Source organism: Methanobacterium veterum (assembly GCF_000745485.1).
In the GTDB taxonomy this organism is placed as follows: domain Archaea; phylum Methanobacteriota; class Methanobacteria; order Methanobacteriales; family Methanobacteriaceae; genus Methanobacterium_D; species Methanobacterium_D veterum.
On record NZ_JQJK01000014.1, the window covers coordinates 132744 to 144983 of the forward strand.

The following is a 12240-nucleotide window of genomic DNA, read 5'->3' on the forward strand; positions in this document are numbered from 1 at the left end:
TTTTAATTGTATAAATTACTCATTTTAAACAAAATCATGAATATGTTCAGTAGGTATTAAAATTCCAAAGTCATAAGGAGCAGTTCCTAAAGTCCTAATCACTTTGATATAACCATAAGCTTCTAAGTAAGCAACTGCACGATTTATTCGGACAGGAGGTATTTTTAAATCTATTTTTTGATCATTTTTTATAATAGCTTCAGCTATTGATTTAATATCATCATAAGGATCATAATCTAATTTCTCCTTAAAGTGTATGAAAAGCATGTATGTTGGTGTAACTTGCCCGAAATCATAAGGAGCTGTACCTAAATAGTTAAGAGTTTTAACAAGTCCATATTCTTCGAGTTCGTTAATGGCATCATTTAATTCTTGTGATGTCAAAGGAACTAATGATTGGAGTTCTTTTGCAGAAAAACTTTTCTCAAAACCTGTTTTATCATCAGGTCTTAAAAGTAATATGCTTCCTACTGAAGAGGCATTTTTTGAGAGTCCTCCAATACTACTAATAAAATATTTAGAAATTATATTTAAGGAATAGTTCTCATAGTCTTCATGAATTATTTTTATAAGTGATTTAATAGCATTATCATAATTTGAATACATTTCTATCCATATTAAATTTCTTAAAGGTAAAGGGATATCTATGGGTTCAATCAAAATTGGAATTATATGGGTTATACTTTCTATATTTTGGATAATTGCAGCATCTAACTCTTCTTTTACCCATTTTGAATTAACACTTGCATTAGATAATAAAATTAAGAAAAAATCACTATTAGCAATCCCTTCAGAAATAATTTTATAAATTAGAGAGTCACCTTCTTGAATTTCCCATTTATCATTCCAAATATCAATTTCAGCTTTTTTTAGATCATTTGCTATTTTAGTTGCAAATTCTTTATCTAAATAAGAGTAACTCATAAATACTTTTGGATAATTCATTATTTAATCTCCTATAAACTGTCTTTAGCATCAGATAATGTGCGTGATTGAATCAATAAATCTACAGTGATATCAGATGTAGAAAATTTTTGTAATTTAAAATCATGAAGATGTGCTGGAGAAATCCACAAAGGCTTAGCTTGTAATTGTCCCTTTGAATTTTCTTCCATAAACTCAACAAGTGCGAAACTTACTTCTACACCATTATGAAATCTTCGAAATTCAGCTATTTTACCTGGAATAATTATTGAGGAACTTTCAATGAGGAACACAATATCACCACCGTATATCTTAGAATTCAGAGATCCTATTACTTTTGGTGCAGATAAACGATTTTGATATAGTGATAATCCTTGATATAGAGTGGAAGCACATAAAAATAATAAAACAGAGATTATAATAATTAATATAGAAAAATATGCCTGATTTATCATAATATTATCTGGAAGTATAAATAAACTAATTAACGAAGCAAGTCCTGTAATAAGAGCCCACCACCACCGGAAAAAACTATCCAATAACAGACTTATAAATCCTCTTCTCTGCATGTAAATTTACCTCACCTATTGTTATTCATATTCACTTTTTTCCAATTGTCATTATGAACCTTATCTTCTTCTTTTTTCAACATTGGTAATGAAAACTAATAAACTCTTTTAATTTGTGTAAATGTTCTTATGTAAACTAAGTAATGTGTTAAATTCTGGATAATAGTCTATTTTATATGCAATTTTCATTAACTTATCTAATTATTTGTTGTTTTTTGTGGATGTTTTACAGGTAATGATTAATTATTTAGTTTATTATCTAATTTGAAAGTCCAGAAAAATCTAAGAATTTATGAAGGTTTGAATTAGCTTCCATAAGAATCAAATTCCAATTGATAATTAAAAATAGTATTATAATAAACCTTTATATGCCTTTTTATTTTTGCAATGTATGAAAATTTATAAATCTTTGATTTTTGAGGTAATTTAACTTTTAAAAATAGTAAAAAAAAGTTTTTAAGTTATTAAAGGTTTAATTTTAACTAAATCACTGATTTCAACTCTTTTGCGTTAAATTCAACTTTTTCGACCCATCCAAAGTCATTCTATGTCCATCAGAAAAGCCTCATTTTCATAGAGAAAAACATCAAATATCTACCAACCATAACTATATTAACAATATCTCAATAAATAATATTAGGTGCTCCCCATGTTTTCAGACGATTTAAATGAAATATTTGAATTAGAGGCCAGTGCAATGGCCAAAAGAAACGATTTAATAAACAGAATCAGGAAAAAGCTTGACGGTTTCAGGAGCAAGTTCCGGATCATCAATGAAATTAAAATTGGCCTCTTTGAAGACGATAAAGGCAAATTTATAAAACTAAGTTTTTTTACAGGCCGGGGATTTTCAATTAACAACCGCTTCCTGGAAGAACTCACAGAGATCATGGAAACAGAGAGCTACAACCAGATATTTGTTGATACTGACAAGCTTGAAATAGATTTTTTCTACAAATAGGCTTAAGGACCTAATTAATTTACAGCTTTTAAAAATATAACCTTAATGGAACCTGTTATAATATTTTTTTGGCTATACTCATCTTTTTAAACTTAATGCATCCAAAACATTATCTCATGGAAATAGGAGTTCCTTTAGTAAAGTAAAAATAGAACCCTTGTAATTATATACTTAATAATATAGATAGTAAAGTAGTTATTAATGGAGTGTAAATAATGGCAAAAGCAATAAGGGCAACACCAACTATAACAGGTAAGTATGCGGATAAGTTTGTAGAAAGATTGAATGAGCCTCCAAGTGAAGGAAAAAAGAAATTTTTAAGAAGGGCTCGTGAAGTCCATAGTATAATTGAATCTAATAAGTAATAATTTATTCCCAGTGGTTTAAATCAGAGTACATGGGGATATGTTCATTTTCGCTCTTTTCTAATTTTACAAAATAATTTTTCATGTAAAAAATTTCTGCTTTCCTGTAGGAATCAACGGAAATAAATCGGATTCCTATTTCTTCACAAAGTTCAAGGGCTTTACCTGTAACCCACAGAATTATCAGAGACCCTATACTTCTTTTCCTATACTTTTTATGGACAGCTAATCTGCCGATTTTTAAAGCAGGGAACGCAGAATATTTAATTCCAATTCTTTCCTTGTCTTCTAGATTAATTTTAATGGAATCGCTTGATAAAGTTACAAATCCCACAGGTTTCTTATTGTATATACAGACGTATGTAATATTAATTTTTGATTTCATCTGGATTTTGGCATCACTTCGGATAAAATCATTTAAATCAGTATCCCCGCAGTCAAAATTGGAAAAATCATGATTATCTAATTTTTTAATTGTCAATTCTTCAGGGAATACTTTTTTAGCCATAAAATTAAATTATTAAACATAATAATAAAGCTTACGGAAATAATATGCTGTCAAATAAATTCTTAGGGGAGAATAAATATTTGATAATAGACTTATTTTTGGGAGTTTCAATCAGTTAAATTACAATTTTAAACTTTTTTGAGTAGTTAAGCTTATCAAAAGCCCCTAAAACATGATTCACCAAAAAATCATATTTTTTTAAGTCAAAAATGTGAAAGTTTTATTAATAACATAAATCAACTGATTATTTAAAGAATTACATGTTTTTAACATATTCTACTCAAAATCAAATCTAAAAGGTGCAAAAATGGTCTCAAACGATGAAATCTCCCAAAGGCTGAGGAATAAAAGGAAAGGATCGTCATTAAATAGTTATTTAGTCTGTAACAAGTGCGGAGGATATTATGAATTACAGCCCGGAGAATCTCTAAAAGATTTTGACACTAAATGTGAATGTGGAGGACATTTAATACAAAGCACCAGCAATTCTTTAACTTCATATGAAGATGAATACAAGGATTATGGAACTGCAATAGCAGTGTCTTATGTTTTATTAATTTTTGGCGGGATACCTGGGTTAATAGGTGGGCTTTATCTTATTACAAGAGATAATGAAAGGGCAAAATTACACGGGAAAATAATAATAGTAATTGGCCTTGTTATTGGACTCATATGCATTGTTTATGCCATTGAAGCACTTATCCTTTATAATTCATATTTCAATGGCCCTACTACTATTAATTCTTCCTCAGATATTGCCAGTGTCCGGCCAAATGTTCATACTTCTCGTTAATTCTAACCTGCTTTAGGATTTAAAAATTATTTAAAGAATTAAATCTTTTCAAAATAGTTATATGGGTTCTAAAATGGTATCCAATAAAGAAATTTCACAAAGATTAAGGGCTAAAACGGAAGGGATGGCCTTAAGTTATTTAGTATGTGATACTTGTGGGGGTTATTACGAATTACAACCTGGAGAATCACCAGAAAGCTTTGATTTGGAATGTGAATGTGGGGGGCAGTTATTACAAAGCACCAGTGATTCTTTAATTTCATATAATGATGAATTCAAAGATTATAGCTCAGAAATATTCTTGGGTTATGCTCTAATTATTTTTGGGGGAATATTCGCATTTGCATGTGGGATATATCTTACTACCCGCGATGATGAAAGGGCCAATTTTCATGGAAAAGTAATAATGGCTATCTGTTTAGCACCTATCATTGCTGTTTTGGCCTTCCTTATCTTTTATAAGGCATTTTTCCATTGAACACTATTTTAACCAGTTAAATAACTTATATTTGGATATAAAAAATAAACATTGATATTTTTTCTTAGATATTTATATTAACCATTTATTCAAGGTTTACAGCCTTAAAATGTATTTAAAGAGTAAATTTAAAAATTTTAAAACTTTTTAAAGATAGTATCCATCCCTAAAACTATAGTTTGAGTTTCTATTGAATTTTAACCCTCCAAACTAAAAGCCCAACGGCAATTAAAATTAATCCTAAAACTTGAAACCCTTTTCCATGTGTTATTTTATACCCTAAAAATACATCTATGCCATTAATTACAAAGAGGGCAGCCCCAATTACAGTTAAAATTAAGGCAATTTTGTTGTGGTTAATTTTCATGTTTAATAGTAGATAGATACTTGCATAAATATTCGATTTTATTATTTTTATGAATTTAAATCTATTTAATTTATTTTTATCATATATTAAAATTTAAAAATATAATTAGGCATTGTTTATACTTGTTTTAATCCATCAATTTTAATTATAGTCCCTTTACAGAAAAAACAAAACATTTATAAATAATGACCGCCAGTTATAATAAATAATGACCAGTGGTTTTATAAAAAAGTTACCATTGGTTTTAATAAAAAATGACCGTGAGTTTTAAAGGAGGTAAATGATATGAAATTTGGTATAGAATTTCTTCCAAACGAGCCAGTAAATAAAATTGTTAAGCTGGTAAAACTGGCAGAAGATGTTGGATTTGAATATGCGTGGGTTACAGACCATTACGACAATAAAAATGTCTACGTAACATTAGGGCTGGTGGCTGAAGGGACTGAAACCATAAAAATTGGTCCGGGGGTAACCAATCCCTACGTCAGAAATCCGGCCATAACTGCTTCAGCAATTGCAACTATAGATGAACTGTCAAACGGGAGGGTGACTTTAGGTATTGGGCCTGGGGATAAAGCATCTTTTGACGCGTTAGGCATCGAATGGACAAAACCAGTAAGCACACTAAAAGAATCCATCGCCACCATGGAAACACTGCTCAGCAAAGAAAAAACTGAAAGCGGTGCATTCCTTAAAGGTGTTAAAGCAGTCCAGGAAAAAGTCCCAATTTATATGGGGGCTCAAGGGCCTATGATGCTTAAAACCGCTGGGGAAATTTCCGAAGGTGTCTTAATTAACGCGTCAAATCCTAAAGATTTCGAAGCTGCAATTCCACTTATAAAAGAAGGGGCAGAAGCAGGCGGTAAAAGTATAAAGGATGTAGATGTTGCAGCATACACCTGCTGTTCCATTGACGATGATGCAGGTAAAGCTGTTGGTGCAGCTAAAATAGTAGTGGCATTTATTGCAAGGGGCTCGCCAGCACCTGTTTTAAAAAGACACGGCATAGATGATGCTGTAGCTGGAAAAATAGCAGAACTTCTTGGTAAAGGAGACTTTGGAGGGGCAATCGGTGCTGTAGATAATAAATTAATGGACGCATTCTCTGTTTGTGGGGCACCTGATGATTTCATACCAAAAATTGAAGCCCTTGGGGAAATGGGTGTAACTCAGTTTGTTGCAGGTTCACCAATTGGCCCTGATAAGGAAAAATCCATAAAACTACTGGGAGATGTTATATCTACATTTTAATCTTTAGTCCAGGCATGTAGTTTATCACCAATGGATTAAAAATACAACTTAATTTTTTTTTATTTTGAAAAGTAAAGCCACAGTTTCAACAATTGTATTTTTATTTTGATTATTCACCGAATGAAATTAAATTTATTTCAGATTGATCACCTCAATTATTTAAAATTGGATAGGATCTCTTTTAAGTTTGAAAATTGTTGGAAAATATTGTTTGAATTAATGAGGGATACTACTACTTTTTGTTAGTAAGAAATTAATACTAATATTTAATAACTTATACATTCATATTATAGAACTGGTGCTCGTGACATTTTTTGGTCATGATTAAATTATTATGGAGTGATTGAAGTTATTAGGGGACTGATAAAAACTTTAATAGTTTTACTTGTAGTTAGTTTAGTATTTTCTCCTTCAGCGTCTGCGTGGCATGTAATTACACATAAAAACATTGCAGAAAAAATTTACTATGCAATGCCCCTTAATGTGCAGTATAACCTGAATTTAAGTGAGATGCGAGTGGGGGCTGCTGCTCCTGATTTAATATTTAAAGACGGTGGAAATGGAGGCCATAAATATCCTAAAAGCTATGAAAAAGCCATAAAATGGTTAAAAAAAGGAAAAAAAGCATATCATGAGGGCAACTACAATTATGCGAGTTACTGTTTTGGAGTGGCATCCCATTATATTTCAGATTCTTATGTAGTTGCCCATTGTGCAAATATCAGCCAATCAGACCATAAAAATTATGAAAGGATAGCTAAAGAAATGAAACCCTCTGCAATATGGTACAGGGAAGATCAGTTTAAAGACATAAATTTCTCTGTAGTAGGACACAATGAAAGTCTAAACTCAAAATTAACCGAAGCATACAAAACGGGGGAAACAAGATGGGACATGTGGATTGAAAAAAGGAGTATGGTCCTAATTCAACTTGATTTAGATAATGCCGCAGTGATAGCGTATAATGCAATAATTGAATGTATTCAATAAGTTGTTTAATATTTCATTGTTATTTTCATGCCTTTCACTTTTTAAGCCTCCTCACGGAAGATCAACTTAAGACATCGTAAATTTTTAATGCCTTTAAAATCTTATTTATGCCTTTTCTCGTGCTCATCACCCTACCCAGCATAGTCCCTGATGTAATGCTGAGAATAAGGGCCAATAATGGAGCTCCCTGTATCCAGTACCCTAAAAAATGGGTCCGGGTAAATACGAAGATCAAATAAAACACGAGAATAAACGCGCCTATTTTGTCTATGCGGCCGATAACATAGCTGGTCTCTTCGTCCCAGCTCAGGTGATACATGCGGCTGACTATTGTTCCTATTACAAAGCCTATAATTATCCCACATGCCGCCAGTGAAATAGTAACTGTATGCTGCAGCACTTCAAAAGCTATAATAACCATCATGATGATCATTACAGCAGAGTAAATTCTAAGCCTCATTATAAGACGTGGTTTAAGGTACTTGCGTATAAATTGTTTATTCATGTTATCTGTATAGATCTAACCAAACCACTGCTCTAAACTCTTTTGAGCGGGATTCAACTTCTTCAACTTGTCTAGAGCACTAACAACGCGGTCCGCTGAAAAATCATGCTCGTCAGATAGAAACTTGATTGCCCCTTCTTTATCCGGTTTATTCCACTTAATATCGTAATCCTCGATACAATCATGGTTTAAGAAGATATCCCTGATCTCCTGGGGGTCAACATCCATTTCTGCTTTCAGGTGTTTCAATGCCTTGAAAACATCGCCGTGTTTTTTAATCAAATTACGGCCTTTTTTAGCCCCAACTCCTTTTATTCCTTCGTTGAAGTCGGTACCTACAAGCACTGCAACGTCAACAAGCTGTTCACGGGTCAAACCGTTCATTTCCAGGATTTCATTAAGGTTAATCATTTCTAGCCTTGATTTAGAACCTCTGGCAGCTATATTTTTAAGCATTCGGGGGGCTCCAAAAAGCAGACAGTCGTAATCCTGTGACGCAACACACCATGCATCTCCTCTTTCAACCATGTAAGAAGCCTGGGCTTCACCCTCTGATATTGCCTGAATATAGGGAATTCCCATTAAATCAAGGAGCTTTTTAGACCCTTCAATGATATCAGGAGTCATCCTGGATGAACGCATTGCAAACTTACGTGCATCTTCAATCCGGCCTTCATCAACAGCTTTTTTCCACTGAACTTCCGCTTCTTCCCTTATCTGCCGCCTCCCGTCCTGCGTATCTTTTTTAAGGACATGGGCTTTGCCGTCAAAAACATAAATAGGTTTAATTCCCTTTTCAACAAGGGACGAGGTCCTGTAAAGGATACCGCTCAGGTGAGAAGTGACATTTCCCTGGCTGTCCATGAGCGGAGTGCCGTCCATCTGCCTGATACTTGATAAAAATTGATAAATAGTATTTGCAGCATCTAATGCTACTGTTTTGCCCTTTAATTCATCTAATTTTATTTCATGAGAGGATACAATGTCTCTAAATTTAAGTCCCATTCTCTATCACCTGTAATCTTAAAAAATAATGTCTGGCTTAAAATGATTATTCTCTAAATAATTATCTGTGAATCGTTTATTAAATTTATCTAAACTGATTTTAGAGATTATTATTTTTGTTTGATATTTATCATAAATTGTTTTTAGTACAAATTGCAAAGTTAATATTAAGAATATGATTTTCATGTCTGCAACGGCAGTGATCTCTAAAAATCTCTTCTAAACTTCTTATAATAAATGTTAAGGGTCTTTTAATATAGATTTGGGTATAAATCTGGTAAATCTTTAAATAAATTATAAAATTTATGTTGTATGAGGATATAATATGTGGAATAATTCGAAAATAGTTGTTATATTAATCTTGGTGATTTTAACTGTATTTGGGGGCACATCATGGTTTTTAAATGCTTCTCAAACTGAGGTTAATACCTCCAGTAACATTACAGGCCAAAGCTTGACCAATGTCGCTTATGCCAACTTATCTTCAGCTGAAAAAATGGATATTTATCTTCCAAATACAACAGGACCTTATCCAGTTATTATAGCGGTCCATGGTGGAAGTTTTTATAAAGGTCCATGGTGGAAGTTTTTATAAAGGAGATAAAAACAGTTCTGGACTAAATAAAATTAAACAAGCAGCCTTAGACAGAGGTTATGCGTTTGTCTCAATTAACTACCGCTTAAGTAGTGAGGCGAAATTTCCAGCCCAAATTAATGATGTTAAAGCAGCTATTCGTTATTTAAGGGCTAATGCAAAATGGTATAATATGGAACCCCGTGAAATTGGTGTTATTGGAAATTCAGCAGGGGGTTATTTGGCTGCACTGGTAGGTACCTCCGGAGGCGTAACAGAGCTTCAAAATTCTAGCCTGGGAAATTCCAATGTTTCTGATAGAGTTCAAGCAGTCGTTGACTTATATGGGCCTATTAATTTTGGTACCATAGACCAGCAGTTCGTTGAAAGCGGAATTAATGGAGAAACATGTAACATAAGCAGTTCTCTGGAATCAAAACTCATGGGGCAGGATATTTCCACAATTCCTGGCCAGGTGGCTAAAGCTAATCCTGAGACATACATCTCAATCGATGATCCAGCTTTTTTTATACAGCATGGAACTTCTGATAGGGTGATTCCTTACCAGCAATCTGTAGACTTTGCAGGTAAACTAAAAATCGTAATTGGAGATAAAAAAGTATATCTTGAAATTATTCAAGGTGCTGGACATGGGGATGAACAGTTCTTCACTACAGAGAACATAAAAAAGATTTTGGACTTCTTTGATGCTAATTTAAAGCAATCTTAGGTTATTTAGAAATGCAATCTGTGATATATTAAGTTAAGTCTAAACAGAATATAATAATTCATTTAAAATATAAAAAGATAATATTAACTTATTTTGGGTAATAAACTTGAATTTCTAATTTATTCCCTAAATAAGCTGTATGGGGAGGTTTCCTTTATCTGGATTAAGATTTAATCTTTTAGTGTTTATTCCCGGAATAAACTGTAAGGGAATGTTTCCTTTATCTGGATTAAGATTTCATCTTTATAGATTATGTTGTAAACCCTTGTAAGCATGGTTGAATCTGTATGGAATATTGATCTAAGCTCTTCATCTGGTTCTTCAGAGCCTATATGGGTTACTTCCCTTCTTGATTCAATGTTATATTTCCTGAGTATGCGCCCAATAGGAATATCTGCCTTTAGAAGGTCTTCTTTGAAGTTGTTGGTAAGTTTATCAACTGGAGTCAGTGATATAGCATGTATGAGTGGCTCTTCCGGCTTGTGGCTCATAACTACTGTTCTGTAATTGATGGTGTCCCCTTTGTTGATGCCTAGATCTTGGGCTTGAGCATCATCAGCTTCCCTGAATTCCTGAACAAGTGTTTCAACATTTATATGTCCTTTTAATACGTCCAGTATTGTTGTAACTGATCCATCAGTTGCAAGGAGTATTTTTTGAGCGCTTGAAAGGTTTCCTATGTCATTTTCCACTTCTTTTATTCGGTCCATTACATTCATGTTCATATTTTTCCCTTGAGTGTTTTTTTAGTATTTAATGAACTTGAGGGGTTTCAAAGGTTCGTTATGGTTATTATTTAATCTTGTTCCTGACAGATTTTATGAATTTTTTCAACCTAAAATCTATATTCTTCCTAAAAAATGTTGATTGAAGGTGTAACCTGAATTTGCAACGGTTGTTAATAGTACATGCCATGTCCGACAGTGTTTATAAATCTTGAGGATTTGATATTTCTCCTAAAACTGCGGAATAGGCTACAACTGCTGGATTTGCAAGGTACAGGTACGATTCGGGGTCTCCCATTCTACCCATAAAATTCCTGTTTGTGGTGGAAACACATACTTCATCAGAACCTATAACTCCCATGTGGGCGCCTAAGCATGGTCCGCATCCAGGGTTGCATACTATGGCCCCTGCATCTATAAATGTTTCAATAAGCCCTTCTTTTAAGGCCTGTTTATATATATTGGCGGAGGCAGGTATTACAAGCAGCCTTACATCTCCATGTACTTTTCTGCCATTTAGAACTTCTGCTGCTTCCCTCAGATCTTCAAGCCGTCCGTTGGTACATGACCCAATGAGCGCCTGGTCTATAGATACACCTTTTACATTGGAAATACCTTTAACATTATCCACGTCGTGAGGACATGAAATTTGAGGTTCAAGGTCATCTACATCAAAAGAGTATTCTTTTTCGTAGACGGCATCTTTATCTGACCGGACAACTTCAAAATCAGTGACCCCTATATTTTTCAGGTATTCAAGGGTCTTTTTATTTGGTTCCATGATTCCGTTTTTGGCCCCCATTTCGATTGCCATGTTGCAGATTGTCATTCTTCCTGCAGGGTGCATTGAATCAATTGTTTCCCCGTGGAATTCCAGTGATTTGTAGGTCGCGCCAGATGACCCGATTTCATTAGCCACGTTGAGCACAACATCTTTTGCAGATACAAATTTCCCTAATGCACCGTTAACAGTCACTTTAAACGCTTCAGGTACCATAAACCAGGTTTTACCAGTTGCATATACCATTGCAAGGTCTGTTGCACCCATACCTGTTGCGAAAGCTCCAAAAGCTCCATAAGTACATGTATGTGAATCTGCACCGACTATGACTTTACCTGGCTTGACATAACCTCGTTCAGGCAGTACCTGGTGGCATATGCCTTCTCCGTGGGTGTATAAGTTTGTTATTCCCTGTTCCTTTGCAAATTTCTTTGCTACCTTTTGAAATTCGGCAGAGCCGATGTTGTTTGCAGGAATATTGTGATCAAAAACAATGACAATCTTTTCAGGGTCCCAAACCTTTTGGGCAACATTGTGAAATGTTTTTATGGTGGGCGGCGATGTTCCGTCGTGTGACATTGCTAAATCGATGTCAGCTTCGATAATTTCTCCGGGATGTACTTCTTTTTTCCCTGATGCTCGTGAAAGTATTTTTTCTGTGATATTCATAAGATCAAACCTGGGATATAAATGTTTAAAGGTGTTTAAAATAGT

15 protein-coding genes are annotated in these 12240 nt (G+C 33.7%); 8 read left to right on the forward strand and 7 right to left on the reverse strand.

All coding sequences use genetic code 11. The features are described 5' to 3' along the window. Positions 1-24: 24 nt before the first annotated feature. Positions 25-945, reverse strand: a complete 921-nt coding sequence (locus EJ01_RS16430) for a toll/interleukin-1 receptor domain-containing protein (RefSeq protein ID WP_052375915.1) — start codon at positions 943-945, stop codon at positions 25-27. Between the two features lie 11 nt (positions 946-956). After that, on the reverse strand, positions 957-1493 hold the full coding sequence (locus tag EJ01_RS06595) for a hypothetical protein (protein ID WP_048081204.1): 537 nt from the start codon (positions 1491-1493) through the stop codon (positions 957-959). A gap of 649 nt (positions 1494-2142) precedes the next feature. Here EJ01_RS06595 and EJ01_RS06600 point away from each other — a divergent pair. Both EJ01_RS06600 and EJ01_RS17230 read left to right on the forward strand, forming a co-directional pair. Further along, on the forward strand, positions 2143-2454 hold the full coding sequence (locus tag EJ01_RS06600; RefSeq protein ID WP_048081203.1) for a hypothetical protein: 312 nt from the start codon (positions 2143-2145) through the stop codon (positions 2452-2454). 215 nt (positions 2455-2669) lie between these two features. Then, positions 2670-2819: a hypothetical protein gene (locus EJ01_RS17230; RefSeq protein ID WP_157197572.1), complete on the forward strand. Its 150-nt coding sequence runs from the start codon at positions 2670-2672 to the stop codon at positions 2817-2819. A gap of 4 nt (positions 2820-2823) precedes the next feature. Here the strand turns inward: EJ01_RS17230 and EJ01_RS06605 are convergent, their stop codons facing one another. Continuing rightward, a complete protein-coding gene (locus EJ01_RS06605; protein ID WP_048081202.1) occupies positions 2824-3327 on the reverse strand; it encodes a GNAT family N-acetyltransferase in 504 nt (167 codons plus the stop codon). A 307-nt stretch (positions 3328-3634) separates the two neighbouring features. Here EJ01_RS06605 and EJ01_RS17800 point away from each other — a divergent pair, with 307 nt between their 5' ends. From EJ01_RS17800 to EJ01_RS16445, 4 genes are all read left to right on the forward strand, one after another. Further along, positions 3635-4120: a hypothetical protein gene (locus tag EJ01_RS17800; RefSeq protein ID WP_052375916.1), complete on the forward strand. Its 486-nt coding sequence runs from the start codon at positions 3635-3637 to the stop codon at positions 4118-4120. Between the two features lie 73 nt (positions 4121-4193). Next, positions 4194-4598 carry a hypothetical protein gene (locus EJ01_RS17805; RefSeq protein ID WP_052375918.1) on the forward strand — a complete coding sequence of 135 codons (405 nt, stop codon included), beginning with the start codon at positions 4194-4196 and terminating at the stop codon, positions 4596-4598. Positions 4599-5250: 652 nt separating this feature from the next. After that, positions 5251-6216: a 5,10-methylenetetrahydromethanopterin reductase gene (mer, locus tag EJ01_RS06625; protein WP_048081200.1), complete on the forward strand. Its 966-nt coding sequence runs from the start codon at positions 5251-5253 to the stop codon at positions 6214-6216. Between the two features lie 339 nt (positions 6217-6555). Further along, a complete protein-coding gene (locus tag EJ01_RS16445) occupies positions 6556-7206 on the forward strand; it encodes a zinc dependent phospholipase C family protein (protein ID WP_052375921.1) in 651 nt (216 codons plus the stop codon). Positions 7207-7267: 61 nt separating this feature from the next. On the opposite strand, the gene EJ01_RS06635 is transcribed toward EJ01_RS16445, so the two are convergent. Further along, positions 7268-7711: a hypothetical protein gene (locus EJ01_RS06635; protein WP_048081199.1), complete on the reverse strand. Its 444-nt coding sequence runs from the start codon at positions 7709-7711 to the stop codon at positions 7268-7270. A 15-nt stretch (positions 7712-7726) separates the two neighbouring features. Then, positions 7727-8716: a flap endonuclease-1 gene (fen, locus tag EJ01_RS06640; RefSeq protein WP_048081198.1), complete on the reverse strand. Its 990-nt coding sequence runs from the start codon at positions 8714-8716 to the stop codon at positions 7727-7729. Between the two features lie 325 nt (positions 8717-9041). Between fen and EJ01_RS17680 the strand changes: the two genes are divergently transcribed. Both EJ01_RS17680 and EJ01_RS06645 read left to right on the forward strand, forming a co-directional pair. Further along, positions 9042-9311, forward strand: coding sequence for a hypothetical protein (locus EJ01_RS17680; protein ID WP_211251424.1), 270 nt, complete (start codon positions 9042-9044; stop codon positions 9309-9311). Beyond that, a complete protein-coding gene (locus EJ01_RS06645) occupies positions 9271-10020 on the forward strand; it encodes an alpha/beta hydrolase (protein WP_211253431.1) in 750 nt (249 codons plus the stop codon). Before EJ01_RS17680 ends, EJ01_RS06645 begins: the two co-directional genes overlap by 41 nt. 185 nt (positions 10021-10205) lie before the next feature. Here the strand turns inward: EJ01_RS06645 and EJ01_RS06650 are convergent, their stop codons facing one another. Together EJ01_RS06650 and hacA are read right to left on the reverse strand one after the other, a co-directional pair. Beyond that, the gene (locus tag EJ01_RS06650) at positions 10206-10745 is read right to left on the reverse strand and encodes a chorismate lyase (protein ID WP_048081197.1); all 540 of its coding nucleotides are present in this window, start codon (positions 10743-10745) and stop codon (positions 10206-10208) included. Positions 10746-10947: 202 nt separating this feature from the next. Further along, positions 10948-12195, reverse strand: coding sequence for a homoaconitase large subunit (gene hacA / locus EJ01_RS06655; protein WP_048081196.1), 1248 nt, complete (start codon positions 12193-12195; stop codon positions 10948-10950). Positions 12196-12240: the final 45 nt, after the last annotated feature.

Bases quoted from the DNA above. Each gene is read 5' to 3' on its own strand.
- EJ01_RS16430 (WP_052375915.1), bottom strand. From the start codon at position 945: ATGAATTATCCAAAAGTATTTATGAGTTACTCTTATTTAGATAAAGAA.
- EJ01_RS06595 (WP_048081204.1), bottom strand. From the start codon at position 1,493: ATGCAGAGAAGAGGATTTATAAGTCTGTTATTGGATAGTTTTTTCCGG.
- EJ01_RS06600 (WP_048081203.1), top strand. From the start codon at position 2,143: ATGTTTTCAGACGATTTAAATGAAATATTTGAATTAGAGGCCAGTGCA.
- EJ01_RS17230 (WP_157197572.1), top strand. From the start codon at position 2,670: ATGGCAAAAGCAATAAGGGCAACACCAACTATAACAGGTAAGTATGCG.
- EJ01_RS06605 (WP_048081202.1), bottom strand. From the start codon at position 3,327: ATGGCTAAAAAAGTATTCCCTGAAGAATTGACAATTAAAAAATTAGAT.
- EJ01_RS17800 (WP_052375916.1), top strand. From the start codon at position 3,635: ATGGTCTCAAACGATGAAATCTCCCAAAGGCTGAGGAATAAAAGGAAA.
- EJ01_RS17805 (WP_052375918.1), top strand. From the start codon at position 4,194: ATGGTATCCAATAAAGAAATTTCACAAAGATTAAGGGCTAAAACGGAA.
- mer (WP_048081200.1), top strand. From the start codon at position 5,251: ATGAAATTTGGTATAGAATTTCTTCCAAACGAGCCAGTAAATAAAATT.
- EJ01_RS06635 (WP_048081199.1), bottom strand. From the start codon at position 7,711: ATGAATAAACAATTTATACGCAAGTACCTTAAACCACGTCTTATAATG.
- fen (WP_048081198.1), bottom strand. From the start codon at position 8,716: ATGGGACTTAAATTTAGAGACATTGTATCCTCTCATGAAATAAAATTA.
- EJ01_RS17680 (WP_211251424.1), top strand. From the start codon at position 9,042: ATGTGGAATAATTCGAAAATAGTTGTTATATTAATCTTGGTGATTTTA.
- EJ01_RS06650 (WP_048081197.1), bottom strand. From the start codon at position 10,745: ATGAACATGAATGTAATGGACCGAATAAAAGAAGTGGAAAATGACATA.
- hacA (WP_048081196.1), bottom strand. From the start codon at position 12,195: ATGAATATCACAGAAAAAATACTTTCACGAGCATCAGGGAAAAAAGAA.